At 59.6% G+C, this 26271-nt stretch carries 27 protein-coding genes and 2 tRNA genes; 17 read left to right on the top strand and 12 right to left on the bottom strand.

Going from position 1 to position 26271, the window contains the following annotated elements:
* Positions 1-234: 234 nt before the first annotated feature.
* Both L991_RS12870 and L991_RS12865 read right to left on the bottom strand, forming a co-directional pair.
* Positions 235-310, bottom strand: a tRNA-Met gene (locus tag L991_RS12870).
* Positions 311-359: 49 nt separating this feature from the next.
* Positions 360-435, bottom strand: a tRNA-Met gene (locus L991_RS12865).
* A 182-nt stretch (positions 436-617) separates the two neighbouring features.
* On the opposite strand from L991_RS12865, the gene L991_RS12860 reads away from it, so the two are divergent.
* Together L991_RS12860 and L991_RS12855 are read left to right on the top strand one after the other, a co-directional pair.
* Positions 618-1403 (top strand): threonine/serine exporter family protein, encoded by a 786-nt coding sequence (locus L991_RS12860; protein WP_047396193.1) that lies wholly within the window; start codon positions 618-620, stop codon positions 1401-1403.
* A 4-nt stretch (positions 1404-1407) separates the two neighbouring features.
* Complete coding sequence (locus L991_RS12855) at positions 1408-1866, top strand: threonine/serine exporter family protein (RefSeq protein ID WP_028450142.1); 459 nt, start codon at positions 1408-1410, stop codon at positions 1864-1866.
* Positions 1867-1881: 15 nt separating this feature from the next.
* Here L991_RS12855 and L991_RS12850 read toward each other — a convergent pair whose 3' ends face one another.
* Positions 1882-2496: a GDSL-type esterase/lipase family protein gene (locus tag L991_RS12850; protein ID WP_047396190.1), complete on the bottom strand. Its 615-nt coding sequence runs from the start codon at positions 2494-2496 to the stop codon at positions 1882-1884.
* Positions 2497-2607: 111 nt separating this feature from the next.
* Here L991_RS12850 and L991_RS12845 point away from each other — a divergent pair, with 111 nt between their 5' ends.
* A complete protein-coding gene (locus L991_RS12845; RefSeq protein ID WP_052190863.1) occupies positions 2608-3432 on the top strand; it encodes an arylamine N-acetyltransferase in 825 nt (274 codons plus the stop codon).
* Entirely contained in the window at positions 3423-4079 is a 657-nt protein-coding gene (locus tag L991_RS12840) for an SOS response-associated peptidase (protein WP_047396189.1), read from the top strand. The genes L991_RS12845 and L991_RS12840 overlap by 10 nt, the downstream gene beginning before the upstream one ends.
* Before the next feature lie 102 nt (positions 4080-4181).
* Here L991_RS12840 and L991_RS12835 read toward each other — a convergent pair whose 3' ends face one another.
* On the bottom strand, positions 4182-5084 hold the full coding sequence (locus L991_RS12835) for an energy-coupling factor ABC transporter permease (RefSeq protein ID WP_047396186.1): 903 nt from the start codon (positions 5082-5084) through the stop codon (positions 4182-4184).
* A gap of 296 nt (positions 5085-5380) precedes the next feature.
* Positions 5381-5722: a hypothetical protein gene (locus L991_RS17355; RefSeq protein ID WP_156129078.1), complete on the bottom strand. Its 342-nt coding sequence runs from the start codon at positions 5720-5722 to the stop codon at positions 5381-5383.
* Between L991_RS17355 and L991_RS12830 the strand changes: the two genes are divergently transcribed.
* From L991_RS12830 to L991_RS12785, 10 genes are read left to right on the top strand one after another with little or no spacing between them, the layout of a single operon-like run.
* On the top strand, positions 5721-7631 hold the full coding sequence (locus L991_RS12830) for a molybdopterin oxidoreductase family protein (RefSeq protein WP_047396183.1): 1911 nt from the start codon (positions 5721-5723) through the stop codon (positions 7629-7631). The genes L991_RS17355 and L991_RS12830 overlap by 2 nt on opposite strands.
* A gap of 20 nt (positions 7632-7651) precedes the next feature.
* The gene (locus L991_RS12825; RefSeq protein WP_231550554.1) at positions 7652-8722 is read left to right on the top strand and encodes a 4Fe-4S dicluster domain-containing protein; all 1071 of its coding nucleotides are present in this window, start codon (positions 7652-7654) and stop codon (positions 8720-8722) included.
* Positions 8722-9600: an FAD/NAD(P)-binding protein gene (locus tag L991_RS12820; protein WP_052190862.1), complete on the top strand. Its 879-nt coding sequence runs from the start codon at positions 8722-8724 to the stop codon at positions 9598-9600. The genes L991_RS12825 and L991_RS12820 overlap by 1 nt, the downstream gene beginning before the upstream one ends.
* Positions 9597-10085, top strand: coding sequence for a hydrogenase maturation protease (locus L991_RS12815; protein ID WP_047396180.1), 489 nt, complete (start codon positions 9597-9599; stop codon positions 10083-10085). The genes L991_RS12820 and L991_RS12815 overlap by 4 nt, the downstream gene beginning before the upstream one ends.
* Position 10086: 1 nt before the next feature.
* Complete coding sequence (locus L991_RS12810) at positions 10087-11955, top strand: proton-conducting transporter membrane subunit (RefSeq protein WP_047396177.1); 1869 nt, start codon at positions 10087-10089, stop codon at positions 11953-11955.
* Between the two features lie 14 nt (positions 11956-11969).
* Positions 11970-13664 carry an NADH-quinone oxidoreductase subunit C gene (locus L991_RS12805; protein ID WP_231550553.1) on the top strand — a complete coding sequence of 565 codons (1695 nt, stop codon included), beginning with the start codon at positions 11970-11972 and terminating at the stop codon, positions 13662-13664.
* A 4-nt stretch (positions 13665-13668) separates the two neighbouring features.
* Positions 13669-14595 (top strand): respiratory chain complex I subunit 1 family protein, encoded by a 927-nt coding sequence (locus L991_RS12800; RefSeq protein ID WP_047396170.1) that lies wholly within the window; start codon positions 13669-13671, stop codon positions 14593-14595.
* Positions 14596-14608: 13 nt separating this feature from the next.
* Positions 14609-15151, top strand: a complete 543-nt coding sequence (locus L991_RS12795) for a 4Fe-4S binding protein (protein WP_047396167.1) — start codon at positions 14609-14611, stop codon at positions 15149-15151.
* A gap of 3 nt (positions 15152-15154) precedes the next feature.
* Positions 15155-15682 (top strand): NADH-quinone oxidoreductase subunit B family protein, encoded by a 528-nt coding sequence (locus tag L991_RS12790; RefSeq protein WP_034619528.1) that lies wholly within the window; start codon positions 15155-15157, stop codon positions 15680-15682.
* A 24-nt stretch (positions 15683-15706) separates the two neighbouring features.
* A complete protein-coding gene (locus L991_RS12785) occupies positions 15707-16135 on the top strand; it encodes a response regulator transcription factor (protein ID WP_047396164.1) in 429 nt (142 codons plus the stop codon).
* 58 nt (positions 16136-16193) lie between these two features.
* Here L991_RS12785 and L991_RS12780 read toward each other — a convergent pair whose 3' ends face one another.
* Positions 16194-17084, bottom strand: a complete 891-nt coding sequence (locus L991_RS12780; RefSeq protein ID WP_047396161.1) for a LysR family transcriptional regulator — start codon at positions 17082-17084, stop codon at positions 16194-16196.
* 89 nt (positions 17085-17173) lie between these two features.
* On the opposite strand from L991_RS12780, the gene L991_RS12775 reads away from it, so the two are divergent.
* The 3 genes from L991_RS12775 to L991_RS12765 all read left to right on the top strand — a co-directional run bounded on the left by L991_RS12775 (position 17174) and on the right by L991_RS12765 (position 20501).
* A complete protein-coding gene (locus L991_RS12775; protein ID WP_047396159.1) occupies positions 17174-18325 on the top strand; it encodes a hypothetical protein in 1152 nt (383 codons plus the stop codon).
* A 245-nt stretch (positions 18326-18570) separates the two neighbouring features.
* Positions 18571-19194: a hypothetical protein gene (locus L991_RS12770; protein WP_047396156.1), complete on the top strand. Its 624-nt coding sequence runs from the start codon at positions 18571-18573 to the stop codon at positions 19192-19194.
* A 155-nt stretch (positions 19195-19349) separates the two neighbouring features.
* A complete protein-coding gene (locus tag L991_RS12765) occupies positions 19350-20501 on the top strand; it encodes a PQQ-dependent sugar dehydrogenase (RefSeq protein WP_047396150.1) in 1152 nt (383 codons plus the stop codon).
* A gap of 7 nt (positions 20502-20508) precedes the next feature.
* Here L991_RS12765 and hypE read toward each other — a convergent pair whose 3' ends face one another.
* The 6 genes from hypE to hypF form a co-directional block, all read right to left on the bottom strand.
* Complete coding sequence (gene hypE / locus L991_RS12760; protein ID WP_047396147.1) at positions 20509-21549, bottom strand: hydrogenase expression/formation protein HypE; 1041 nt, start codon at positions 21547-21549, stop codon at positions 20509-20511.
* A 72-nt stretch (positions 21550-21621) separates the two neighbouring features.
* A complete protein-coding gene (locus L991_RS12755) occupies positions 21622-22044 on the bottom strand; it encodes a hypothetical protein (RefSeq protein WP_047396145.1) in 423 nt (140 codons plus the stop codon).
* 51 nt (positions 22045-22095) lie between these two features.
* Complete coding sequence (locus L991_RS12750; protein WP_047396142.1) at positions 22096-22395, bottom strand: hypothetical protein; 300 nt, start codon at positions 22393-22395, stop codon at positions 22096-22098.
* 128 nt (positions 22396-22523) lie between these two features.
* Positions 22524-23666, bottom strand: coding sequence for a hydrogenase formation protein HypD (gene hypD, locus L991_RS12745; protein WP_047396139.1), 1143 nt, complete (start codon positions 23664-23666; stop codon positions 22524-22526).
* A gap of 7 nt (positions 23667-23673) precedes the next feature.
* Positions 23674-23919, bottom strand: coding sequence for a HypC/HybG/HupF family hydrogenase formation chaperone (locus L991_RS12740; RefSeq protein WP_047396136.1), 246 nt, complete (start codon positions 23917-23919; stop codon positions 23674-23676).
* Positions 23910-26270 (bottom strand): carbamoyltransferase HypF, encoded by a 2361-nt coding sequence (gene hypF, locus L991_RS12735; RefSeq protein WP_047396312.1) that lies wholly within the window; start codon positions 26268-26270, stop codon positions 23910-23912. The genes L991_RS12740 and hypF overlap by 10 nt, the downstream gene beginning before the upstream one ends.
* Between the last annotated feature and the right edge of the window lies 1 nt (position 26271).

Here is a 26271-nt window from a genome sequence, read left to right as displayed (position 1 = left end):
CATCGCATGCCAACTTAACCCAAGTCTACAATTTCACATGGCCAAAATCCCTCGCTAGGGCACTGCAACGTGAAATGCCCAAAGGTCAAAAAGCTGGTTTTTAAGTCGGAGATGGGCACGAAAAAGGCACAAAATGGGCACAAAAACCACCTTTGTGCCCACCCAGCATTTTCTAGCGCGCAGAAACAATAAAGCCCTCGATCTATTTATTCAATAGAATCAAGGGCTTTCGATTGGTTGCGGGAACAGGACTCGAACCTGTGACCTTCGGGTTATGAGCCCGACGAGCTTCCAACTGCTCCATCCCGCGTCAGGATGTTTGCTGCACAATCTGGTTGTAACAACCAAATCGTAGAATTTGGTTGCGGGAGCAGGACTCGAACCTGCGACCTTCGGGTTATGAGCCCGACGAGCTTCCAACTGCTCCATCCCGCGACAGAGGGGTGAACTATATAGCTCAAGCCGCGGGCTGTCAAATTTATTTGCCGTTTCCAGCCGATATTGGTGATTTTCACAGCAGCGCTGTTGCTGTCGGCAGGCCGTTTTGATGCTTGGCAAGATCGCGGCGACGGTTTTCACCTACAATCTGGCGCATCTTCTCCCCCGGTAGGCTACCCATGCAAACCATTGCAACTGCTCCGGTTTTACCGCTGGATGACATCCTGAATCTCACGCTGGAAGCGGGCTTGCTGATGCATCAATCAGGTGCGGGCACGCACCGTACTTCGGCGGCGATGCAGCGGATTGCCAAAGCGCTGGGGGCGGCGCGGGTGGAGGTGATGATTTCATCGACCAATATCGGCGTCTCCGTCGAACGGGCCGAAGCCGCCAGCCACGAAACCCTCACCGCCTTTCGTAAAGCACCGCATATGGGCGCGAATTTTGCCGCGCTGTCGGCGGTACGCCGCTGGTTGCATCAGCTTGAGCAGGGCGAGCTCGATAGCCAGAGCGCCAAATTGCAATTGGCCGAGATCGCCCGCCGGCCCACGCATTATCCGCGCTGGGCAATCACCACCATGGTGGGTATCTCTTGCGGAGCCTTTGCGGCATTGTTTGGTGGCGATATACCCGCCATATTGGCCACCACGGTTGGTGCGGCCTGTGGCATGGCGGTGCGCTTTGCGCTGGTGTTGCGGCATTTCAAACCATCGATTTTTGCCACGGCGGCCAGCTTTGTTGGCCTGCTGTGTACCGGCGTACTGGCGCATTGGTTTAGCCAAACCCCCGATGCGGCGCGGGCCGCTTCGGTGCTGTTTTTGATTCCGGGGGTGCCGCTGATTAATGGCGCGTCGGATTTACTGAATGGCAATTACCTCAATGGCATGGTGCGCTTTGCCATGAGTGCGGTGATTATTTTCGGCATTGCAGTGGGCGTGAGTATCGCGCTGCGGATTTTGGGGTAAAAACATGGCCAGCTGGTTACTCGAATTATGGGCGGCCCCGGCAGCGCTGGGTTTTGCGATGCTGTTTAATGTGCCACCGCGCACGCTGTGGGTGTGCGGCAGCCTGGCGATTGCCGGCCATGCCTGTCGCAAGCTGGTAATGGTGCTGGGCGGCGATATTGTCTTGGGTACGCTGTGCGCCGGCTTGCTGATCGGTATCGTGGCCGAATGGTGGGGTAGCCGCCAGGATCAGCCCGGGGCGATTTTTGCAGTTAGTGCGGCGATTCCGATGGTGCCGGGCACCTATATGTATAAAGCGGTGCAAGGTTTGCTCGGCATCGCTACCTTGCCGCATGGCGCCGATGGCACGCAATTGCTGGTCAGCGCGGGGGTGAGCGGCGTGACGGCGGCCATGATCGTGATTGCGCTGGCCTTTGGCGTAGCGGCGCCGATGCTGCTGTGGCCGCGTACGGCCCAGCATTAAGCCGGCCCGCGAGACTTAGCGCGCGCCCAGTTGCTGCAGCTGGCGCGCCAACTCATCGGCCATGCGCTGGTAGCCGGCGGCATTCGGGTGCACGGTATCGCTCTTGAGGCTGGCTTGCGCCAGCAGATCTTCTAGCAGGGTATCGTTCAGCGGCACTTGATACTCCTTAGCTAGCTCCGTATACAGCGGGTGGGTATCTAGACCCAAACCCAGCTTGGGCACGCCAATCAGCAAAACCGGAATCTGCCGCGCCTGTAGCAGGGCTAACATCTCACGCAAGGCCGACTGGGTTTGCGCCACAGGCAGGCGCTGCAAAAAATCATTGCCACCCAAACACAGCAGCACTAATTTGGGCTGCACCTCATCCAGCGTTGCCGCTAGCCGGGCAGCGCCCTGTGCGGCGGTTTCCCCGGGCACCCCGGCATTCACGATCTGCCAGCCGGTTTGTGCCGCCAGCCGCGCCGGATAGCTGGTGTCGGCCGTCGCGCCCGTACCGTAAGTGAGGCTATCGCCAAACGCCAGCACCACCGCGCCGGCCGGCACAGCGGGCAGCCTGGGCCCGCCGCAGCCGCTTAAGCTCAGCCCCAGCATGATCAGACTGGCCACAAGCCAGATTCGCCATTGCCGCATCGTTTTCTCCTGTTTCTGTTCTGACCCGCGCCACGGCCTGCGGTTCATCCGGCGGTACAAGCGCGCCGCTTCACAGTAAAATCAAGCCTCACCATTGCGCAAGAGGCCAGTATGGATTGGATCGCTCGTTATCACGCCGCGTTGGGCCATACCCCGGCCGGCCCACTGGATCAGGCCAGCCTAGCCCGCCTGCATCGCGCCCATGTTACGGCCCTGCCCTTTGGTAATCTTGATCTGCTCTTGGGTCGGCGGCCCGAGCTAAGCCCCACCGAGTTGGAGCGCAAAGTATTGCAAGAGCGCCGCCCGGCCTATTGCTATGAATTAAACACCCTGTTGGCGGATTATCTACAGCGGCAAGGCTTGCAGCCCACCACCCACCTCGCACGCGTACTGCTGGAACAAACCCCGCGACAGGAAAAACCGCGCTCGCATCTGATCATCACCCTGCTGCTTAATGGCGAGCGCTGGTTGCTGGATGTGGGCTTTGGCGGCGGCGGGCTGTGCGAGCCGATTCCGCTGCGGGTGGATGAAATCTTCGATCAGGGGCAAGACCGCTATCGCCTACAGGCCGATGAAGAGGCCAGCGGCTGGTATCTGCAGCGCAAGCTGGATGGACAGTGGCGGCAAATGTACTGGTTTGATCTCACCCCCAGCTACCCAGCCGATAGCGAAGTGAGCAACCATTTTGTTGCCACGCACCCGCAATCACGCTTTGTGCGCGAGCTGATGCTCACCCGCCTGTGCGCCGATGGCCGGCTGGTATTGCATAAAGGGCAACTTAGCCACCGCAGCCCAGCTGGTCAGCGCATTACCACGTTTAGTAGCGCCAGCGAGCTCGATGCATTATTGCGGCGGGAATTTGGCGTGGCGCTGTCGCCCACAGAATGCGCGCAACTGCTGCCGTTTGCGCTCGGCACCGCCACAGCATGTGCGTAAGTTTTGTGCCCTTGCCGCGGGCCGAGCTGGCCGGGCATTTTCAGGCAGAACCGCCGCCCGATCAGTGGGCGGCCGAAGTCTGGCAGGACGATCTGGCGCCGATTATTTTGCCCGGCGATCAGGCCCGGCAGGCAGTGTTGGCCAATTACGGCTTTTTGCCGCGCCAACAGCAAGCGCCCGGCGCCCGCTACAGCACGCTCAATGCCCGCGCCGAAACTATTGATCGGCTAATCAGCTATCGCCAAGCCTGGCAGCAATGTCAGCTGTGCTTGGTGCCGATGCGCGGGTTTTACGAGCCCTGCTATGAATCCGGCCGCGCCGAGCGCTTTCAAATCGGCCTACTGGATGACGCGCCTTTTGCGGTGGCAGGCCTGTGGCGCAGCTGGCGCACGCCGGCCGGCAGCACCGAATACGCCTTCACCCAAATCACCATCAACGCCGACCAACACCCGCTCATGCGGCGCATGCACCAGCCCGGCGAAGAAAAACGCAGCTTGGTGATTATCCCGGCCACGCACTACGACGCGTGGCTCGATTGCCAAGTACCACAGCGCGCGCGGCAATGGTTGCAGCTCTATCCCGCGGATGCCATGCAGGCGAGACCCTTACCCAAACCACCTACCCCGCAGCTGGCCTTGCCGTTTTAGCGTTTACCTTGAATACAGCCAAACGCAGAGTGCCAGGGACATACCCTGACACCTATCCTGCCGTAAACCAATCTTGATCTTGCCTAGCGGGCCATACCCCGATTAAAAAACCGAAGCCGTGCGGCGCCAGTATTGGGCAAGGCGCCCCAGCGCCAACGCGACCCCAGCCACTAGCAACACCCCCACCAAACCCGCCAGCCCGGTCGCCAACGCGCCTTCTGCCAGCCCCGCCACACTGTAATCAGCGAAGGGCGTCACCAGCAGCGGCGCACTTTCATGCAAAGCGCCATACCGGCTCAGCACCCACTCCAAGCCATCGGGATAGCTACTGGCATAAGGGCTGAGCAAAGTAGCAATCAGCACGGCAGCCAAGGCCGGCACCGCCACCGGCGCGCGCGGCCGTGCGCGTAGTTCTGCACTACACAGCGCGACCAGTAGCACGCTGAGCAAAGCTTCGCCCACGCCGATCAGCATATGCACGCCCAACATCGCCGGCAGCACCTGTGCCAGTGGCAACGTGCCGCTGAGGGCCAACTCCAGCGCGCAAGCCACGGCAGCGAGCTGCAGCGAAAGCCACGCTGCCAGCGGCACAGCCAGCCACAATGGCCAGCCTCGCCCGCGCAAGCGTTGCAGCAGATAGCCGCCCACCCCAGCGCCCAGCAGCGCCATATTCAGCACATTGGCGCCCAGCACCAGCAGCCCGCCATCGGCAAACACTAGCGCCTGAATACTCACCACCAGCGTCAGCGCCAAGACTGCCCAAGGGGTGCCCAGCAAAGTCGCCGCCAGCACGCCACCGAGCAAATGTCCAGAGGTGCCCAGCTGCACCGGAAAATTCAACATCTGCGCGGCAAAGATCAGCGCAGCCACCGCGGCAAAGCGCCCCAGCCCCGGTTGTTGCCGCGCCCGATAGGCCGCCCGCGCAGCCAGCGTGACACCGCCCACCGCCAGCAGCGCCGTCACCGGACACAGCGCGCCCTGCACCATTTCATTAGGAATATGCATGAAATTAATCTCCGCTATTGCGAATCGGGATGCGCTTATTCTTCTCGCTCGCTCGAACAAGGCATTTGATTTGGCGCAACGTTCGGCAGAAACGAAAGATTAAACTGCATTGAAAACGCAATTCACCACCCGCACCGCGGGATTAAAAAAACCAAGTAATTGCCAGAAGTAGCACCGCGCGATTTAGCAGCAGTAAAAAGTCGGCGATTTGTAATTGAGATTTAATTTCAATTAAGCCAAACCTTCACCCCCGCGGGTGATGCATTTGGATCGCCGGGCACGCCAAAGCGCAGTAGCTACTTGATAAATAAAGGGATGTAGAGTCGAGCCATGCCTACTATCGCGTGCCCAGCACGGCGCCACGATTGCCGTGCGCCCTGTTTCACTTTCGCCACCGGCCGCGCACGGATTAATACGTCAATTAAATTGACTTTATTTGGCGACACTTTTATTTCCACCCAATTTATTGCTCGCCATTTCCACCCCAATGCGCTCACCCAAGGCATTACAGCGTGCCAGATGGTAGTAAGTGCAGAAATGCAGCAGCTATTTAGTGCTAAAAGCAGGCGCCCGGTATTACCGGCGCCTTTTTTATTGTCGGCAAGTCGTTGCGTGAATTGAAAGGCTGGTAAATCCATGAATCTCGCTCATTACAAGCCGTGTGTGTGCAATCTGTGCGGTACCGGCTGTGGCCAGTTTCTGAACACCGATGGGCAGCGGGTATACGGCGTGGCGCCGCTGATCACCCACCCGGTGAGCAAGGGCAAATTGTGCATTCGCGGCTGGCACGCCAATGAATTACTCAACACCCACGAGCGCATCACCACCCCGCTCATTCGCGAACACGGCGAGCTGCGCCCGGCCAGCTACGACGAAGCCATCGCCAAGGTGATGAGCACACTGCAAACATTCAAGGGTGAAGCAGGCGAGATAGGCGTGCTGGCATCGGCGCGCTCATCCAACGAAGATGGCTACACGCTGGCGCGCTTGAGCCGCGAAGTGCTGAAAACCCAGCTGCGCGGCATTGGCGCCGAAGCCGGCCACCGCAAGAGCATGGATTCGCTGCGCCACGCCTTTGGCTACCCCGGCGCGCATGGCAGCCTCACCGCGATTGATCACGCCGACTATATTCTGGTCGTTGGCACCGACATCACCCGGCAAAATCCGATCATTGGCGGCAATATCCACGCCGCCCAGCGGCGCGGCGCGCGGGTGGTCACGCTCTCTAGCTCACGCACGCAGATCGCCAAGCTCTCGACCAAACACTTTCAGGAAAAACCGGGCACGCTGGGGCTACTGGTGAATGCGCTGGGCAAATCGCTGATGGCGATCCGCACCGTCAACCATGATCGGCGCGCCAATATCGACAAACTTCCGGGCTATAGCGAATACGCGGCGTCGCTGCGCAGTATTTCCTCGGTGGCACTCGAGCGCGCCAGCGGCATCCGCTACGAAGAAATCGAGGAAGAAGCCAAATATCTTGAGCACGCCAAATCGGTGGTGATTTTATTTTCCAGCGGTATTTCCGGGCTGGATCGCCCCACCATCGATGCCATTACCAATCTGGCGCTCCTCACCGACAGGATGGATCACCCGCATTCGGCGGTGATACCGGTGGCCGGGATTAGCAATCTGCAAGGCAGCTTTGATATGGGCATGTCGGGCGAGCTGGGCAATAGCGTGTTCAAAGCGCTGGCCACCCCCGATTCGGCGATCAAAGCCTTGCTGGTGATTGACCACGACGACGGCATTATCCGCGATAAAGCCCGCATCGCCGCGCTGGATTTCGTGGTGTATGCCTGTGCTTATAAAAACGCCTTTATGGAACTGGCCGACGTCGTGTTTCCGCTACCGGCCTACAACGAAACCGACGGCACCTACACCGCCGCAGATAAACGCGTGCAGATCACTCGCCAGAATGTGGACAACAAACGGGGCATCTTGCCGGGCTGGAGCTTATGGCAACGTCTGGCGGCGGCCGTAGGCCACCACTGGGGGTATCAAGACGCAGCCCATGTCTTTAAAGACATTGCCAAGCATACCCCTGGTTATGCTGATCTGAGCCATGAATTATTAGGCAAAGGCTTTGGCCAGCACTGGAATCCGAAAGGCTTTGCCAGCAGCCGGCAGCGGCAATTTAACGCCATCAATATCGAATACTGGGAAGCGCCCACCAGCCCGCAATTTCCGTTCGCACTGATGATCGGCAAGGCGCAGCACTACTGGCATCAGAATAATCTGATGCGCAAAACCATCGTGCCACGCCGCGAATACGACCAGACGCTGTGGCTGTATCCGCAGGGCTATATCGAGATTTCGCCCGAGGACGCGACCCGCCTGAAAGTGAAGGACAAATGGCTGGTGAATGTGCGCTCCAGCATCGGCACCAGCATGAAGATTGCGGTGAAGATTTCGCCCGATGTGCAAAGCGGCACCGCCTATATCCCCTACTTCATCAAAAACATGATTTCCGATTTCCTGCTGCCGTATGAAAACGCCTACGCAGCCGGCGAGGAAAGCGTGATTCCGATCCAGATCCAAGAATGACGAGCGGCAAGGAAACCATCATGTCCATGTACCTCCTCTCGGCGCACGACATCAGCGCGCTGGTGACTGAGCTGCAAGCCAGTTACGACGTTTACGGCCCGCAGGTGGAGCCGCAAACCAAGCAGGTGTTTTTCGATCAGCTGGCCTCGGCCGAAGCGCTGGATCTGGCCGCGCCGATTCCCTCCATGCCGGTGAAGGAAATCTTATTCCCGCAGATGGAGCGCATCCTGAAATACAAATACGACGCGCAAAGCCAGAGCGTGGAGTTGAGCAAACAGTATTTCGAGCGGCCCAAAGTGCTGTTTGGCCTGCGCCCATGTGATCTGTCGGGCATTTTGGTGCTGGATCGCTTCTTTCTCGGGCAAGAGTTTGTGGATGATGTTTACCTCACCCATCGGCGCCAATGCCTGCTGATCAGCAATACCTGCTTACACCCCTTCCCGCAGTGTTTCTGCGTCTGTACCCACTCGGGCCCCGATGCCGATGAGGGCTTTGATCTGGATTTAACGCAGCTTAAAGACGGCATTTTGGTGCGGGTGGGCAGCGAAAAAGGTCAGGTCCTGGCCGATGCGCACCAGTGGCCAGTAGCCAGCGCCGCCCACGCGGCGGAATTTAAAGCCGTGGTGGAGCGCAGTATTGATCTATTTCCCGAGCTCGCCACCGACAACAAAGCCTGGGTGGCCAAGGTGATGAATCGCATCACCACCGGTTTTGTGAAACCGGAAACCTGGGAATACATCGGCGATCAGTGTTTTGAATGCGGCGCCTGCTCTTTTGTTTGCCCAACCTGTAGCTGCTTCAACATCGAAGACTCGGCCACCGCCTGTGGCGAATGCGAACGGCTGCGCATGCGCGATTCGTGCTCGTTTGAAGGCTATGCCCGCATGGCTGGCGATCATAACCCGCGCCAACCGGTGGAAGACCGCCGTAATAAGCGCTTTTTCTGCAAATTGTCTTACCCGCAATCGAAAAAATACCTGCGCCCCGGCTGTGTGGGCTGTGGCCGCTGCCAGTGGGTGTGTCCCGGCGATATTGGCCTACCCAATGTCGTGCAGTACATCCGCCGCGAAATCACCGGAGGGCAAAACTGATGGCCAATTGTCACGGCAATCACGAGCACGGCAACTGCAAAACCACCGGCCTGTGCCCGATTGTGACCTTCCCCGAGGTGGTGAATATCGACGAGATTCGCGACGAAATCCCTGAGGTAAAGACCTTTTACCTGTCTTTTCCGAATAAAGACGTCGAGCGCGAGTTCCGCATTAAATCGGGCCAATTCATTATGTGCACGGTGTTTGGCGCTGGTGAATTTGCTGTGTCGCTGCCGCCCAGCCCGGAAAACGATCGCTTTCATATTTCGGTGCGCGCCGTCGGCAAGGTGACCAATGCGCTACACGCGCTCAAACCCGGCGACAAGCTCGGCGTACGCGGGCCATTTGGCAATGGCTTTCCGTTTGAAGACATCAAAGGCAAAAACATCATTTACGTGGCGGGCGGCATTGGGCTGATTCCGTTGCGCAGCTCGATCGTGCATGCGTTGCAACACCGCGAAGATTTCGGCCGCATCATCCTCCTGTACGGCGCACGCAGCAGCCAAGACCTGATGTACCAGCCGGACATCAAGGAATGGCAACAAAACGCGGGCTTCGAGACCTTTATCACCATCGATAAACCCGAAGCCGGTTGGAATGGCGAAGTGGGCTACGTGAACCAGCTGATCGAAAAGGCGAATGTGCCGGTCGATAACAGCGTGGCCTTTGTCTGCGGCCCGCCAGTGATGTTTAACAGCGTGATTGGCGAATTTTTAAAACGCGGTATGAGCGAAGACGCGATCATCTCAACGCTGGAACGGCAGATGAAATGCGGCATTGGCAAATGCCAGCACTGCGCGGTAGGCCGCACACTCGTCTGCACCGATGGGCCGGTTTATACCTATCGGCAAATCAAAACGCTGGGTGAACAGATATGAGCTTTACCCACGATTTGGCCCAAATTTTCAGCCGCCCGACGCAGATTGTGGGCATCGGCAACCCGCTGCGCAGCGACGATGGCGTGGGCTGCTATATCGCCGACACCCTGGCCCAGCAGTTACCCGCCGGCAGCCCGCATGCGGCGCTGAATGTCGAAGACGTGATCGAAAACTATGTGTTTGCGCTGGTCGCGGGCCCCGCCGAGCACATCTTGCTGGTGGATGCGATCAGTGGCAGCGGGCAAACGCCCGGCTCGCTGGTCTTGGGCAAGCTGCGCGAGCTGGAAACCGGCGGCGGCTATTCCACCCACAAGCTGGCGCTCTCGATGGCCGCGCAATTACTCGAACAACAGGGCAAGCAGGTTTACCTGCTGGGCATCAGCGCCCACAACATCGACTTTGGCTTGCAGATGGAGCCAGCCATACAGGACAGCGCGGCGGCAGTGATTGATCTGCTGTGCCAGCACGCCGGAAGGAGCCACTAAGATGGACACCACGATCTATCCGCATTTACAAACCGGCCTGGCGATCTTGCTGGGTGCAGGCCTGATTACCCCATTACTCGCCAGCAAACGCCAACTGGCAGGCATCGTTAACCTGCTGGCCGTGGTGCTGGCCGGGCTGTTTTTCGCCAGCTCTGCGATTCAGGTTCTGAGCGGCCCGGGCGCGCCGGCCAGCTTTGATCTGCAGCTGGCAGGGCTCACGATCCCGCTGCTGGTGGATGGATTTTCGGCAGTGTTTTTGCTGCTGATCGCGGTGATTGCCAGCGTGGTGGCGTTGTACTGCATTGGCTATATGCAGATGGACCATTACCGCCATTACAGCCTGCGCGGCTTTTATTTCTGCTACCCCGTGTTTATCGCCGGCATGATCGCGCTGGTGACGGTGGATGACCTGAGCACCGGCTTTACCATTGCCTGGCAGCTGATGACGCTGACCTCATTCTGGCTGATCCGCTTTGATCATCAGGACCCGGTGATTGTGCGCAGTGCCAATAAATACCTGCTGCTGATGCAGCTGGCGTGGGCGGCGGTGCTAACGGCTGGGCTGCTGGTACCCGGCTGCGGCTGGGGTACGCCACTGCATCACATTGCCGAGCAATTGGGTACGCTCGATGTCGGCCTGCGTACCTTGCTGCTGGCACTTGCCTTCCTCGGCTTTGGCATGAAGGCCGGTATGTTTCCGCTGGGCCAGCTATGGCTGCCCGATGCGCACTCGGTGGCGCCGTCACCAATCAGCGCACTGCTGTCGGGCGTGATGCTGAAAACCGGTATCTACGGCCTGATACGCACCCTTTTCTGGATGACGCCAGAGAGCATGCCCGCGCACGAGCTGCAGTACTGGGGGCTGGCGGTGGCGGTGATTGGCGTGGTCACGCTGTTTATCGGCACCTCGCAATCGCTGAAACAAGTCGATGCCAAGCGCCTGAATGCATATAGCTCCATCGGCCAGATCGGCTACATCATCCTAGCAATAGGCGCGGCGCGCTATTACCTGGGCCCGAATGCCGCGCTGCATGCGCTGGCGCTGCTGGCCATCTTGGGCGCGTTTTTGCATGTACTGAATCACGCCATTTTCAAAAGCTTGTTGTTCCTCTGTGTAGGTAGCGTGCAATACACCACCGGCACCAAAGATCTGGACAAACTCGGCGGCCTGTTTGCGCTAATGCCCATCACCGCCATTATTGCCGGCATCGCCGCGATTGCCGTTTCGGGTGTGCCGGCCTTTTCGGGCTTTACCAGCAAATGGGCCATCGTGGCCGCCACGCTGCTGTCAGGCAAAGCGGCAGGCATCTTTGTGATCTTCGGCGTAATTGCACTCGTCACCAGCGCGATGACGCTGGCCACCTATGTGAAGCTCTACGGCATGACCTTTACCTCGGTGGGGGTGGAGTGGAACACGGACGGGAACGCCAAGGTGCAGGAAGTTGGCAAGCTGATGCTGGCGCCCAAACTGCTGCTCACGGCCATTTGTTTGCTGCAGGGCTTGTGCCCATGGCTGTTTGTAGCGCTGTTTGGCCGCGTGCTGGCTACCTCGGAAGGTGTGCTGACCCACACGCTGGCCACGCCAGCTCTCCTTGCGACTTTATCTGAGCGCTATGCGGGGGTTGCCGTGAGCAATGCCAGCGGCACCGCGGTGGCGTTTTCACTGCCGCTGGTAATGGTGGCACTGCTGGTGGTGGCAGGGCTTTTCGCGCGCTGGCTGAAACACGCGGGCGGCGCGCAAACCCGCCAGGCGCCGGTCTGGCTGTGTGGCTACCAAACGCTTAACAACGCCAATCGCTATCTGAGCAGCCACATTTTTGATGCCTTCAAGAAATTCATGAAGTGGACCGGCGGCAACGTGCGCGCTTGATGGGGAGTATGCAGATGTCCAAACGAAAAGAACTCGAAGCCAAACTGATCGCCCACCTGCGCGATGATCTGGTCTGCGTCGAAAAAACCGATCCGCGCACGATTTTTATCGATGTGAAGCGCGCCGGGATCCGCGAAGCCAGCAAAATCATCACCAATGCCGGCGCACGTTATTTGTGCAGCGTGGGTTACGACAATATCGAACGCGATGGCACGCTGGGGATGATTCACACCTTTGCGCTGGATGATAGCGATCAGTTTGTTTGCTGTCGCACCAGCGCGCCGGAAAACGACGCGATTATCGAGTCGATTACCCCTGATCTGCCCTCGGCCGGCTGGTCTGAGCGCGAAGTGTCCGATCTATTGGGCCTGCGCTTTGCTGGCCACCCCAAACCCAAAAAACTGGTGCTGGCCGATGACTGGCCGGATGGGATTTATCCGCTACGCAAAGATGTGCCACACAATCTGGTACCCAAGGGCGCCGAAGACGTCGCATACGAGCTGGATGAAGCGCCACCGGGCACCAAGATTGTGCCAGTGGGCCCGTTCCACCCCAGTTTGCACGAGCCCGAACACTTTGCCGTGTATGTCGATGGCGAAACCATCAAGGGCTGTGACTATCGCGGCTTTATGACCCACCGTGGCATCGAAAAGCTCTGCACCACGCAGATTAGCTACAACGAGGTGCCGTTTATCGCCGAGCGCATCTGCGGCATTTGCGGCTCGGTGCATGCCACGGCGTTTTCGCAAGCGGTGGAATCGGCAGCGGGGTTGGTTATCCCGCGCCGGGCCGAGTTTATCCGCACCATGATGCTGGAATTCGAGCGCATTCACTCGAATCTCTTGTGGCTGGGTGTGGCCGGCCACCTGATCGGTTTTGATACCGTCTTCATGCAGGCCTGGCGCGTGCGCGAGCAGATTATGTGGCTGTGCGAGCGCCTCACCGGCAATCGCAAAACCTACGGCATGATCTTGGTGGGCGGCGTGCGCCGCGATATCACGCCGGAGATCGCCGACGATATCCGCCGGGTGATGAAAACTATCGAAGATGATCTGGCTATCATCCACCGCGCGATTGAAAAAGACACCTCGATCCACAAACGCACCAAGGGCGTGGGCACCATCACCAAGCAGCAAGCGCTGGATTGGAGCCTGGTCGGCCCGGTGGCCCGCGCGCGCGGCGTGGATATCGATGCGCGCCGCGATCACCCCTACGCCGCCTACGACGAAATGAAATTTGAAGTGCCGGTACTTGATAGCTGCGATGTGTGGGCCACGCTCGTCATCCGTGTGATCGAAACCTTCGAGGCAATAAAAATCGTACGCCAATGCCTCGACAAAATGCCGGGCGGCGAATTTTTCGTCGAGATGAAAGACAGCATTCCCGCCCAGCGCCATGCCATTACCGTGGTGGAGGCGCCGCGTGGCGAATCGGTGCATTACGTGATTACCGGCGAGGACAATCGCCCCGAACGCTGGCGTGTGCGCGCCCCCACCTTCCCCAATCTGCAAGCCGTGCCGCTGATGCTGCTGGACGAACAATTCGGCGACTTCCCCATCATCATGGGCAGTATCGACCCGTGTTTTTCCTGCACCGACCGCGTGGCGGTGGTGGATCTGCAAACTGGGCAAGCCAGCTCTATCAGCAAGGCCGAGCTGGATGCGCTTTCGCGCCAGCAACAGGCACGCCATGCCTCACTAAAGGGTTAAGACCATGACCACCGCGACACTCCACCCCGTTTGGTCTTATGCGCAGGTTTTGCTCAATTTGCTGGTGTTTCTGGCGCTGGCGCCCTTATTCGACGGCATCGTGCGCCGCATAACGGCGCGGGTGCAAAGCCGGCAGGGGCCGCCGCTGGTGCAGTCGTTTTATGATGTGCTCAAGCTGTTAGGCAAAGAAAACATCGATTCGACCGGCATTTTGCCCTTCCGGCTCGCCCCGGTGATCGCCTTTGCCTCCATGCTGTGCGTGATTGCCATCTTGCCGCTGGCCGGCCGCGCCACCGCGTTTACAGCCTATGCCGATGCGATTTCACTGGTGTATCTGCTCACCCTGGGCGGCGTGGCGGTATTGCTGGGCGCCTTTGCCAGCAAAAACATCTACGCCCTGATCGGCGCCAGCCGCGAAATGACCACCATGATCATGGTCGAGCCGATTTTGTTCATGATTTTGCTGTTGGGGGTACTCAAAACCGGCAGCCTTGATCTGTCTGCCGTGATTTACGGCACGCCGATGGCGGCCTTTGGCCTGCCGGGCATGGTGATGATCGCGGTGAGCCTGTTTGGGCTGCAAGCCTTTGTGGCCCGCCAGCCGTTTGATATGGCTGAAGCCGAGCAAGAGCTGTTGGGCGGGCCATTTATCGAATACAGCGGCCCGAACTACGCGCTATTTAAGTACTACATGATGCTCAAGCAGATGTTTTATGCCTATCTGCCGATTGCGATGTTTGTACCGCTCTTGGGAACCGGCTTTTATCTGGCTGATCTGGCGCTGCAACTGGTACTGACGGCGGTGGTGTTTTTGCTGATCGGGCTGTTATCGGCCACGCACCCGCGTTACCGGATCGATCAGGCGATTCGCTATTTTGGCGTGCTGTTTTTGATTGCGCTGGCGGCGATTGCTGCGGCCGTCGTGCTTTGATGGGGAGAACATCATGTGGCTAACCAGCAAAATCAAACAACTGCTGATGGTGATGAAACCGGGCGTGGTCACGCTCAACTATCCGCATGAGCGCCCGCCGGTGCCGGCCAATCTGCGCGGCCAGCCGGTGTTTGATCACCAAAAATGCATCGGCTGTGGCGGCTGCTCCGATCACTGCCCGGCACGCTGTATTTTGGTCCGTGATGTGTGCCAGGAGCTGCGCGTGATGCTGTATGACGGCTCGCGCTGCACTTACTGTGGCCGCTGCGCCGACATCTGCCCCGAGCAGGCCATCACCATGAGCAACAGCTTCGAGATTGCCTGTGATCAGAAAGAAGACATCACCACGCGGATGGAGCTCTTTATGATGACCTGCCAGCGCTGCGGACGCTGCTATGAGATGGAAAAAACCAATGCCATCGACCGCATCAACCTCAAGGGTTTCCGCTACGACAATCTCGAACAGCGCGCGCTGATCCGCAAAACCAGCGAAACCTTCGACCCCACGCTGTTGCAGCAATCCGATCAATACCAGCGCCCGAGCAATAAGGAGTAAGCCATGCTCAAAAACCTGTGCAAAAAAATGTTCGGCAAATCGATCTGGGTGTATCACTGCAACACCGGCGCGTGTAATGGCTGCGATATCGAAATCCTGAACATTCTCACCCCGTTTTACGATGTGGAGCGCTTTGGCATCAAGCTGGTAGCCTCGCCGCGCCACGCCGATGCGATGCTGATTTCTGGCGCGGTCACCCGCCCGACCTTGCCGCTGGTGAAGCGTGCCTACGAGGCCATCCCCAACCCGAAACTGGTGTTCGCGATTGGCTCGTGCGCCACTGGCGGTGGCGCGTGGTTTGATACCTATAACGTCACCGGCGGGGCCGATAAAGTGTTGCCGGTTAATTACTACATCCCCGGCTGCCCGCCGCGCCCCGAGGCGATATTGTATGGCGTGGCGCTGGCGCTGGGCCTGGTGGATAAACAAGCTGCGCCAGTGGAGCTTAAACAGATGGAATTCCCCATCGATATGTATGAGCGCAACGAAGCCTGGGAAAAGCGCAATGTGATTTACGAGCTACTGAAATAAGCCGCCCGCCGAGTGAGTATCGCCATGAAAAAAATCTTGTTAATCGACAACGACACCGCGCTATGTAGCCAGCTGGCCGAGGCGCTGTCTGCGCACGGCTATCAGGTATGCTGCGCCCATTCGGCCGTGGCCGGCCGCCAGCTGGCACTGCGCGAACAGCCCGATGCCATCATCACCGAAGCCATGCTGGAAACCGATACTGCCGGCTTTGAGCTGGTGTACCAGATCCGCGATGAGCGCGCCGATTCGCGCTACCGGGACATCCGCCACACCCCGATTTTGCTGCTAACCGGTATTGATCAGCACACGCACTTTCGCTTTTCGCTGAACGAAAAACAAAGCTATCTGCCGCCGATCGCCGGCATGCTGAGCAAACCTGCACAACTGGACACCCTACTGGCCAAACTCGAGAGCATGCTGGCCGAAGCCCCAAGCAATACCCTTACAGGGTAATGCTTGCTAAGCAATACGCCAAAATGGCTTGCGAGCAATACCCTGATATTTAGAAAATTTAGGCCAAGGCTGCCGGTAGTGCCTCGGCCAGAAAATCATACACCGCCCGAATGCGAGCACTGCTGTTGAGCTCACGATGCACCGTGAGCCACAGCGGCAAACGGGGCAGGGGCAAATCGGGTAGCAGCGGCTCAACCTCGGGCGCCGCGCGGCATAAAAATCCGGCCAGAAAACCCACGCCCAAGCCCGCCCGCACTGCCATCCATTGCGCCATCAGATCATCCGAGCGCAGGCCAAAGCGCAGCTGTGCGGTGGGCAGGCCGGCCGCCGCAAAAGCGGCCACCAGTTGATCTTGCTGATCCCCACTAATCAGTGCATGTGTTAGTAAATCCGCCACCTCCCGCGGTCGCCCCTGTGCCGCCAGATAGCCTGTCTGGGCGCAAGCCCGCACCGGTACTTCGGCGATTTTGCGCGCGATCAGGCTCGATTGCTGCGGGCGCACCATGCGCAAAGCAATATCGGCCTCGCGGCGCAGCAAATTCGCCTGCGTATTACTGACCACCAGCTCGATCTCGATGGCCGGATAGCGCTGTTTTAATTGTGCCAGCAGCGCGGGCAACACCAGATACGCCACCGTTTGGCTGGCCGCCAGTCGCACCCGCCCAGCCAGCTCGCGCTCAGCCCCGGTGGCCAACCGCCCAAGTTGGCTAGCGCACTCGGCCATGCTGCGGGCGGCAGGCGCCAGATTCAGCGCGGCGGGTGTGGCCACAAGCCCGCGGCCAGTCCGCTCAAACAGCACCACTTGCCAGCGTTGCTCTAGCTCGGCGATATGCCGGCTCAGGGTTGGCTGGCTAATGCCGCTCGCGCGCGCAGCCCCCATCAGGCTGCCCTGCTCCAGCGCCGCCAGAAACGACTGCACATAATCCCAAGGAAAATCGTATTCATTCATTTTTGAATACCTAATCTAAAGTCTTATCCAATTGTGAATAAAACCCTGCCCGCGCACAATCAGCATCACCCTGTCTCGGAGCCACCAACATGAATCGACGTCAATGGTTACGCCTATGCGCCAGCGGAATGCTGGTGGCCACCACCCTGCCCCTCACGGGCTGCAGCACTGCGCTGCCGGCCGAGGCCATTGCGGCCTGGCAGCCACCGTCCGCCAACCTGCCGCTGCGCGAATGGGTGCTAGCGCACGCCATCCTCGCGCCCAATGCGCATAATCTGCAATCCTGGCTGGTGAATCTGGATACGCCGGATACCATTTGGCTGCGACTCGACCCGCAGCGGCTACTGCCGGCAACCGATCCTTATCACCGGCAGCTGGTGATGAGCCAGGGCACGTTTTTGGAGCTGCTGGCCATCGCCGCCCAAGAGCGCGGCTATCGCGCGGAGATTACGCCGTTTCCCGCGGGCGAATTCGGGCAAGAAGTAGGCGACACCCCGATTGCCCGCGTGCGCCTGCTGGCTGATGCCAGCGTACGCCCCGACCCGCTGTTTGCGCAGATTTTGCAGCGGCATACCAATCGCTCGCTGTATCTCGCGCAAACCCCAACAGCCGCCGCGCTTGCAGCCATTCGCGCCAGCGTGGCGGGCTTGCCCGTCGAAGTGGGGATGGTGGTGGCGGGTGAGCCCAGCATCGCCGAGCACCGCCGCATTGCGCAGCAGGCGTGGGAAATCGAGCTGAGTACGCCCGCCCCGCTGCTCGAATCCTATCGGGTACTGCGAGTAGGGCCGGCCGAAATTGCGGCGCACCGCGATGGAATTAGCCTCAATACCCCGCTCATCCGTTTGCTCACCGCCACCGGCCTCTTTGATCGCAGCCGCCCTTCACCGCCCGAGAGTGCGGCTGTACGTGGGCAGGTGGATGAATTCAATGCCAAGATTGCCAGCACGCAGGCCTTTTTCTGGCTGATCACCCTTGATAATCGCCGAGGCACCCAATTAGCTGCGGGCCGGGCCTATGTGCGGGCACAGCTAGCCGCCACCGCGCAGGGGCTGGTAATGCACCCGCTGCAACAGGCCTTGCAAGAATACCCCGAGCAAAGCGGGCCCTACGCGGCAATCCGGCAATTATTGGGGATGCGCGAAGCCGCGCACACGGTGCAAATGTGGGCACGTCTGGGCTACGCCCCGCCAGTCGAGCCGGCGCCGCGCCGAGGCTTGGCGGCGCATTTACGCGCAACCTAAGCGCCCACCAATAAGGCAAGGGCTAGCGTTCGCGGTAGATATACCCTGCAATGTATATCCTTTAGTCTATTAATTATCATAGGCTTTAGAGCTGTACCCCTATGCCAACCCCCACATCACCGCCCGCCGGTCAGCAGCACTGGCGGCACTTTTATGCACTGCGCGCGTCTATGCTCTGCTGGCCCAGCAGCGCGCGGGCCGGCGAGTTCAGCTAAGCTAAGACCCATTCAGCGCGGGAGTGAGTGATGAAACTATTAGTCTTCGGTGCCAGCGGTGCGGTGGGGCAAGCAGTCTTGCAGCAGGCGCTGGCCGACCCGCGCATTACGGCCGTGATCGCCCCCACGCGGCGCGCGCTGCCCAGCCATGCCAAATTGCTGAATCCGCTGCTCGATTTTGCCCAGCTTCCGCGCGATGCGAGCTGGTGGGCGGCCGATGGGCTGATTTGCGCGCTGGGTACCACGCGAAAAATCGCCGGCTCGCCCGCAGGCTTTGTGGCGGTGGATCGCGATTTGGTGCTGCAAGTGGCCACGCAGGCGCGTCAGGCCGGGGTGCCTTATCTGGCGCTAAATTCCTCGCTGGGCGCTAGCTTGCAGGGCAATCTGTATTTGCGCACCAAAGCTGAGGCCGAAGCAGGCGTGCGAGCGCTGGGCTTTCCGCGTTTGCGGATTGTGCGGCCCGCACTGATTCAGGCAGAGCGAACTCCGCCCCGGCGCGCCGAAGCAGTGGGTTTATTCGTCTGCCGCCTATTTGGCCCGCTGATCCCGCACCGTTATCGGCCGGTGCAGCCCGCACAAATTGCCGCCGCCCTGCTCGATGGCCTGTTTACGGCAGGGCCAGGGGAAGTCATTGTGGAATCCGATCAGCTCTAAACCAATGGGTATAGGCCTGTATGCACTATCAAATATACCTCACAGACCTATACCCAAGAACACCCCATCAAACACACAGTCATCGTTGCGACCACGGTGGCACTTTTTGCGCCAGCCCGCGTCTATGCGGATGAGATATCGCCTCGGAGTTGCGCATGTCACGCCTACTGTTTGCGGCCGTGCTCGCGGCCATCGCCCTCCCAACGCTACTGCAGCCGACGCAGGCCGATGTGCTGCGCATCGCCAGCGAAAAACACCCCTTGCAGGTCAGCATCTTGGCGCAAGGGCTGGCGCATCCGTGGGGGCTGGCGTTTTTGCCCGATGGACGCATGTTGGTCACCGAGCGGCCGGGGCGTTTACGCCTCATTAGTCGCAGCGGCGAGCTAGACCCACGTAGCATTGGTGGCCTGCCGCCGATTGCGGTAATTGGGCAAGGCGGCCTGCTGGATGTGGCCGTGCACCCTGATTTTGCCCGTAATCGCTGGGTGTATCTGGCCTACAGCGGCCCCGAAGGTCAGGGCTACGCCACGCAGGTCGTGCGTGGCCGCCTCAGCGAAGGCGCCGCCGGCCCACGGCTGGACAATCTGCAACAGATTTACCGGCAACGGCCGGGCAGCAGCGCCGGCCAGCATTTCGGCGCGCGGCTGGCTTTTGATCCGCAGGGATTTTTATACATTACCCAAGGTGATCGCGGCGATATGCAGCGTGCCCAGCGGCCCGATGATCTGGCCGGCAAAATCATTCGCCTGCATGACGATGGCCGCTTTCCGGCTGACAACCCCTGGGCCAGCAGCAAAGACGCCCGCGCCATGATCTACAGCCTGGGCAATCGCAATGTGCAAGGCGCAGCCATTCACCCGCGCACGGGCGAGCTGTGGGCCACCGAACACGGCCCGCAAGGCGGCGATGAGCTCAATATCATTCGCGCCGGGCGCAATTACGGCTGGCCGGTGATTACCTATGGCCGAAATTATGGGCTGGGCACAGCCATCGGCGAAGGCACGCACAAAAGCGGCATGACCCAGCCGCAATATCAGTGGACACCGTCCATCGCCCCTTCCGGGCTGGCGTTTTATCAGGGCAATGCCTTCCCGGGTTGGCGCGGTAATCTGCTGTTGGGCGCGCTGAAATACCAGATGCTGGTGCGGCTGGAGCTCGATGGCGAGCGGGTGGTGCACGAAGAGCGGCTACTGAAAGATCAGTTTGGCCGCATACGCGATGTGCGGGTGGGGCCGGATGGGCTGGTGTATCTGCTCACCGATGAAGACGATGGCAAGCTGTTGCAGCTGGCCCCGGCGGCCGATTAAAACGCAGCTAGCAAATGCGCGGCAGCTGCTCGCCATTAAGCCAATCCACCATCCGCCGCCCGCCAAATACGGTTTCCATCTGCACAAAGGCGTGTTCATCGGCGATCACCTCACCGATGATCGCCGCATCGCGCCCCAGCGGGTGGTTGCGCATCGCGGCCAGCAGCGCATCGGCATCGGCCGCCGCGCAATAGGCCACTAGTTTGCCTTCATTGGCCACATACAACGGATCTAGCCCCAGCAATTCGCAAGCGGCAGCAACCTCGCTGCGTACCGGAATAGCCGCCTCTCGGATCACCATGCCGTGACCGCTAGCGTGGGCAAATTCATTCAGCACGGCGGCAAGCCCGCCACGCGTGGGGTCGCGCAGCGCGTGCAGCGTGGGTACGGATTCCAGCATCGCCGCCACCAGCGTATGCAGCGCGGCGGTATCGGATTGAATGGTGGTCTCGAAAGTCAGGTTTTCGCGTTGCGACATAATCGCCACGCCATGATCGCCCAACATACCCGACACTAGTATCTTGTCTCCCACTTTGATATTTGATGCTTTCAGGTCAATACCCTCCGGCACCACCCCCACGCCGGTGGTGGTGATAAATACCCCGTCGCCCTTGCCGGCCTCCACCACCTTGGTATCGCCCGTTACAATCGGCACCCCAGCCTCGCGCGCCGCGGCGGCCATCGAGGCCACAATGCGCTGTAGATCGGCCAGCGGAAAGCCTTCTTCCAGAATAAAACCAGCCGACAAATACAGCGGGCGCGCGCCCATCATCGCCACATCATTGATCGTGCCATGCACCGAGAGGCAGCCGATGTCGCCACCGGCGAAAAACAGCGGCGACACCACATGGCTATCGGTGGCCATCACCAGCCGGCCGCCATTCAGGCTCGGCAGCACCGCGCCATCGCCCTGCTCGGCCAGAATATCGTTGGCAAAATGGCGGGCAAACAGCTCATCAATCAACTGCGCCATCGCCCGGCCACCGCTGCCATGGCTCATATCAACGCGGCCGTTTTTCAGATCGAGGGGGCGGGTGTAGGTTTTCATGGTGAGCCTGCGAAGTGATTCAATGGGGTATTGGATGTGTTGAGTAAAGCAATATTCATCTACGAGCTCGCCTCACCTATTCCAGTGAGGAATGAAAATAAACTCAATATCTGATCTTTTATTTAGAGCTTGCATCGCCTTACAAATCTTCGTCTTGATAATGTCTGAATTTAATTTACAACCATCACCCAATTTAAGAACCACAACATAATCAGGCTTTGCATCCTCAGTTGTCAGCCATTGCTCCAAATGTCTTTGAGCGCAATAACGCCGCTCCAATATTTCAAAGTAATATTTCTCGTTCTGACTTCTATTTAAAAGCACAAAAAGGCTTGGAACAGTTGGATCAAGATAATCTCTCCCTACAAAAAGCAAGCATTCAGAAGATTCAGCATCAACAACCCACATCCCGCTGTACGAATCAATATGATAACGATACTGCTCCTTCACCATGGACAATTCATCTTCCGGAATAAGCAATAACTCAAAAGCCATATAAGCCACCAGCCAATTTCGATAGCAATCGAATATCCACTCAAGTTAATTTCACTTACCCAATTTTTCCAACAAAACACCAAAATCTACTTCATCCTCAGAAAAGCAGTAATCATCTTTCGCTGTTTTGATATGCAAATATTGTTTTGCATCGGGCTGGCGATTCTTTTTGCGTAGCCAAGTCGATACGACGCCAGCAAGCAGCAAACCCAATGGGCTACCGATGTAGTGATTATCCTGTTGCTCAAGCCGGATCGCGCGCTCTTTGGCTGACTCATAATCCACCCAATGCTGCTTGATGTCGCTGCGCTTAAATTGAATACGACCGATTTGTATGACTTCATCCTGCATTTCAATTCCTCTTATGGATAAGCGAACACTGAACTGCTTGACTGTATATGAAAGGAATAGCATTGGATAGTTTCGTAAAAATCATTCTTAAACAAAGCAGCTATTTTCTGCCTGTATTAGCCGTGCTGTTACGCTACGCCATTCATCCCGATCGAATCCACTCTAAACCTGCCATACGTGTAGTGCGCCGCGCATGCCCCCTCCGACGAGACCATACACGCACCGAGCGGATGATCGGGCGTGCAGACGGTGCCGAAAACTTTGCAGTCGGCTGGGCGTTTGTGGCCGCGCAGAATCGCGGCGCACTCACAGGCTTTGTGGTCGGGCACCTGTAAATAATCAATCTGGTAAAGCAATTCGGCGTCAAATTGGGCAAATTCAGCGCGGATTTTCAACGCGCTATGCGGCACTTCGCCCAGGCCGCGCCAATCGAAAGTGTCGCGCAGCTCAAACACCTGCTCGCACAAGCCCTGCGCCTTGCGGTTGCCTTCGCGGGTGACGGCGCGGGTGAATTCGTTTTCGACCTCGGCGCGGCCGGCGTTGATTTGCTGGATCAGCATCAAGATCGCCTGCATCACGTCCAGCGGCTCAAAGCCGGCGATCACCACCGGGCGCTGGTAGCGCGCCACAAAGCCTTCGTACTGGCCCGAGCCGATCACGGTGCTGACGTGGGCAGGGCCGACGAAACCATCAATCGCCACCGCGGCGGGGTCTTGTTGCGACTCCATGATGTGCACCATCGCTGCCGGGGTGAGCACGTGATTGCACAGCACGCTGAAATTGGCCAGCTGCAGCCGCTGCGCCTGCAGGATGATGGCAGCGGTGGGGGGCGTGGTGGTTTCGAAGCCAATCGCGAAAAACACCACCGCACGGCTGGGGTTATCCTGCGCGATGCGCAGTGCATCGGCGCTGGAATACACCATGCGAATATCCGCGCCCTGCGCCTTGGCCTTCAGTAGTGACAAGCCGCCGCTGGCTGGTACGCGCAGCGTGTCGGCGTAGGTACAGAGAATGACATCATGCTGGGTGGCCAGCGCAATCGCGCTATCAATGCGGCCAATCGGCAACACGCACACCGGGCAGCCCGGACCATGGATCAGCCGCACATTGGCGGGCAACAAATCTTGCAGGCCGTAGCGCGCAATCGCGTGCGTATGCCCGCCGCAAAACTCCATCAGCCGGTATTCGCTCGCGGGGTTGACGGTGGCGGCAATGGTTTTGGCCAGCCCGCGGGCCAGCTCGCCATCACGAAATTCAGCAATGTATTTCATGCGCGCCTCACTGATACGGGGCTGGGTTGGTGGGGTCGAGCTGCGCCATTTGCGCAAACAGCGCCAGCGTTTGCTCGGCCTCGGCGGGGTCGAGCTTGCCGATGGCAAAGCCCACATGCACGATCAGATAGTCACCCACCGCGACCTCATCGACCAAGGCAATCGAGATCACCTTATGCACGCCGCCGACCTCGATGCGCGCCTCGTCGTTTGCCAGCAGCGCGGTCACCCGCGCCGGTATCGCTAAACACATTCTGCTCTCCAGTGCGTATCGGCTTGGCCTGCTGCGCCCAGCCAGCGCTGCGCAACCCAGGCCTGCCCCAGTGCCAAACCGCCATCCCCACAGGGCATGGCCTGATTAATCAACAGCCGCAAACCCCGGCGGCGACATTCGGCCTGTAGGCCGCTGAGCAACAGCGCATTTAAAAAGCAGCCGCCACCGCCCGCCACCGTGCGCAGCCCGGTTTGCGCCGCGGCGGCCTCCAGCCAATCGGCCAGCGCCACACAAAGGCCGGCATGAAATTGCGCCGCGCCCAGCGCGGGGCTGGCCGCCACGCTGATCTGCTGCAACAGCGGCGCTAAATCAAGCTGCCAGATTTGATTGGGCAAACGTTGCAGCTCATGCCCGGCCGCCGGCGCAGCGACTGGCCCATAGCGAGCCGCCGCGCCTTCCAGCAGCATGGCCGCTTGCGCCTCAAAATCCTGCTGCGTGGCCAGCCCCAATAAGCCTGCGGCGGCATCGAAATAACGGCCCATGCTGGTGGTGCAGGCTGGTGCGCGGCGCAAGATTTGCGCTACCCAGGGCGCGGCGGCCTGGTCGGCAAAGCGGCTGGCGATTTCATCCGCCCGCCCGAGCTGATGCAGCGCCGCCGCGGCCATGCGCCACGGCTCGCGCGCGGCCAGATCGCCACCGGGCAGCGCCAGTGGTCGCAAATGCCCCAGGCGCTGGGCCTGCGCGCCATCCACCAGCAATAGCTCGCCGCCCCAAGCGCTGCCATCGTCGCCCAAACCCACCCCATCGAGCGCCAGGCCCAGCACCGGCTCATCGAGCTGATGTTCGGCCAGCACCGCGGCAATATGCGCGTGATGATGCTGCACGGCTAAACTCGGCACTTGCCATTGCGCGGCCAGCCGCGCCGCCAGCTGGCTACTGAAAAAATCAGGGTGCAGATCATGCGCCACGCACTGCGGGGCAACTTGCAATAGGTGCTGCAAATGCGCACTGGCCTGCTCTAGCGCGCGGCAATTGGCCACCCGATCTAGCTCGCCGATGTATTGCGAGACAAAGGCCTCGGCCCCTCGCGTGAGGCATAGCGTGTTTTTATAAAAGCCGCCCAGCGCCAAGATGGGCGCTGCCTCCCGCGCCAACGGCAAAGCCAGCGGGGTGTAGCCGCGCGCGCGGCGGATAAACTGCGCCGCACCGCTGGCGTCCACCCGCAGCACGCTGTCATCACAGCGCACCACGATGTCGCGCTCATGCAGCAACACCGCGTCGGCCAGGCCGGCCAGCTGGGTGAGTGCGGCCTGATTATCGGTAATCAGCGGCTCGCCGCGCGGGTTGGCGCTAGTCATGACTAAGAGCAAATCTTGTGGCTCATCCAGCCAGCCCAAGCCCGCCGGCCGGCCGGCCGCTTCATGAAATAGCAAATACTGAATAGGGGTATAGGGCAGTAAAGCGCCAATGGATGAGAGCTGCGGGGCAATACCCTGCAAGGCCTCATCGACCCCAGCCTGCTTGGCCAACAGCACAATCGGCCGCGCGGGGGAATCAAGCCATTGCTGCTCGGCGGGACTGATCTGCAGCCAGCCCGCCAGCGAGGCGGCATTGGCCGCCATCACCGCCAGCGGTTTGGCGGCGCGCTGTTTGCGCCGGCGCAGCTCGGCCACGGCGGCTGAATTACGCGCATCGCACACCAGATGAAAACCGCCCAGCCCTTTGATCGCCACAATTTGCCCAGCCCGCAGCAAGGCCAGCGTGTGCGCCAGCGCATCCTGCGCCGTGCCGTGGCCCGCCAGCGGCGTGCCAGCCAGATCACAGAGCTGCAGCTGCGGCCCACAGACTGGGCAGGCATTGGGCTCGGCATGAAAACGCCGGTGGCTGGGCTGCTGGTATTCGGCCGCACAGGCCGGGCATGGCGGAAACGGCGCCATACTGGTGTTGGCACGATCATAAGGCAGGCGGCGCACCAGCGTGTAACGGGGGCCGCAATCGGTGCAATTGATCAGCGGGTAGCGATAGCGCCGGCTGGCGGGGTCGAATAACTCGGTCAGGCACGCGGGGCACAGCGCGGTGTCGGGGCCTATGCTGGCCTTGGCTGCGGAATGCGCCGCGGCGCTGGCCACAATTGTAAAGCCCGGCGCACTGATCGCCGCCTCGGCGGGCTGCAGTAATAGCGCATCAATGCGCGCTTGTGCTGGCGCTTCCAGCGGCAGGCGCTGGCAAAACTGCGCCACCCGTGGGGCTGGGCCGGCAATTTCGATCGTTACCCCGTCGCCATCGTTGCGCACCCAGCCGCTTAAGGCCAATTCGCTGGCCAAGCGATACACATAGGGGCGAAACCCCACCCCCTGCACAATGCCCCGCACACACAGCCGCTGCTGCATG

The organism is Chitinibacter sp. ZOR0017 (assembly GCF_000799095.1).
In the GTDB taxonomy this organism is placed as follows: domain Bacteria; phylum Pseudomonadota; class Gammaproteobacteria; order Burkholderiales; family Chitinibacteraceae; genus Chitinibacter; species Chitinibacter tainanensis.
The sequence above is the reverse complement of the archived record's forward strand: the minus strand, read 5'-3'. Positions and strand labels throughout refer to the sequence as shown.

Bases quoted from the DNA above. Each gene is read 5' to 3' on its own strand.
- L991_RS12860 (WP_047396193.1), top strand. From the start codon at position 618: ATGCAAACCATTGCAACTGCTCCGGTTTTACCGCTGGATGACATCCTG.
- L991_RS12855 (WP_028450142.1), top strand. From the start codon at position 1,408: ATGGCCAGCTGGTTACTCGAATTATGGGCGGCCCCGGCAGCGCTGGGT.
- L991_RS12850 (WP_047396190.1), bottom strand. From the start codon at position 2,496: ATGCGGCAATGGCGAATCTGGCTTGTGGCCAGTCTGATCATGCTGGGG.
- L991_RS12845 (WP_052190863.1), top strand. From the start codon at position 2,608: ATGGATTGGATCGCTCGTTATCACGCCGCGTTGGGCCATACCCCGGCC.
- L991_RS12840 (WP_047396189.1), top strand. From the start codon at position 3,423: ATGTGCGTAAGTTTTGTGCCCTTGCCGCGGGCCGAGCTGGCCGGGCAT.
- L991_RS12835 (WP_047396186.1), bottom strand. From the start codon at position 5,084: ATGCATATTCCTAATGAAATGGTGCAGGGCGCGCTGTGTCCGGTGACG.
- L991_RS12830 (WP_047396183.1), top strand. From the start codon at position 5,721: ATGAATCTCGCTCATTACAAGCCGTGTGTGTGCAATCTGTGCGGTACC.
- L991_RS17355 (WP_156129078.1), bottom strand. From the start codon at position 5,722: ATGGATTTACCAGCCTTTCAATTCACGCAACGACTTGCCGACAATAAA.
- L991_RS12825 (WP_231550554.1), top strand. From the start codon at position 7,652: ATGTCCATGTACCTCCTCTCGGCGCACGACATCAGCGCGCTGGTGACT.
- L991_RS12820 (WP_052190862.1), top strand. From the start codon at position 8,722: ATGGCCAATTGTCACGGCAATCACGAGCACGGCAACTGCAAAACCACC.
- L991_RS12815 (WP_047396180.1), top strand. From the start codon at position 9,597: ATGAGCTTTACCCACGATTTGGCCCAAATTTTCAGCCGCCCGACGCAG.
- L991_RS12810 (WP_047396177.1), top strand. From the start codon at position 10,087: ATGGACACCACGATCTATCCGCATTTACAAACCGGCCTGGCGATCTTG.
- L991_RS12805 (WP_231550553.1), top strand. From the start codon at position 11,970: ATGTCCAAACGAAAAGAACTCGAAGCCAAACTGATCGCCCACCTGCGC.
- L991_RS12800 (WP_047396170.1), top strand. From the start codon at position 13,669: ATGACCACCGCGACACTCCACCCCGTTTGGTCTTATGCGCAGGTTTTG.
- L991_RS12795 (WP_047396167.1), top strand. From the start codon at position 14,609: ATGTGGCTAACCAGCAAAATCAAACAACTGCTGATGGTGATGAAACCG.
- L991_RS12790 (WP_034619528.1), top strand. From the start codon at position 15,155: ATGCTCAAAAACCTGTGCAAAAAAATGTTCGGCAAATCGATCTGGGTG.
- L991_RS12785 (WP_047396164.1), top strand. From the start codon at position 15,707: ATGAAAAAAATCTTGTTAATCGACAACGACACCGCGCTATGTAGCCAG.
- L991_RS12780 (WP_047396161.1), bottom strand. From the start codon at position 17,084: ATGAATGAATACGATTTTCCTTGGGATTATGTGCAGTCGTTTCTGGCG.
- L991_RS12775 (WP_047396159.1), top strand. From the start codon at position 17,174: ATGAATCGACGTCAATGGTTACGCCTATGCGCCAGCGGAATGCTGGTG.
- L991_RS12770 (WP_047396156.1), top strand. From the start codon at position 18,571: ATGAAACTATTAGTCTTCGGTGCCAGCGGTGCGGTGGGGCAAGCAGTC.
- L991_RS12765 (WP_047396150.1), top strand. From the start codon at position 19,350: ATGTCACGCCTACTGTTTGCGGCCGTGCTCGCGGCCATCGCCCTCCCA.
- hypE (WP_047396147.1), bottom strand. From the start codon at position 21,549: ATGAAAACCTACACCCGCCCCCTCGATCTGAAAAACGGCCGCGTTGAT.
- L991_RS12755 (WP_047396145.1), bottom strand. From the start codon at position 22,044: ATGGCTTTTGAGTTATTGCTTATTCCGGAAGATGAATTGTCCATGGTG.
- L991_RS12750 (WP_047396142.1), bottom strand. From the start codon at position 22,395: ATGCAGGATGAAGTCATACAAATCGGTCGTATTCAATTTAAGCGCAGC.
- hypD (WP_047396139.1), bottom strand. From the start codon at position 23,666: ATGAAATACATTGCTGAATTTCGTGATGGCGAGCTGGCCCGCGGGCTG.
- L991_RS12740 (WP_047396136.1), bottom strand. From the start codon at position 23,919: ATGTGTTTAGCGATACCGGCGCGGGTGACCGCGCTGCTGGCAAACGAC.
- hypF (WP_047396312.1), bottom strand. From the start codon at position 26,270: ATGCAGCAGCGGCTGTGTGTGCGGGGCATTGTGCAGGGGGTGGGGTTT.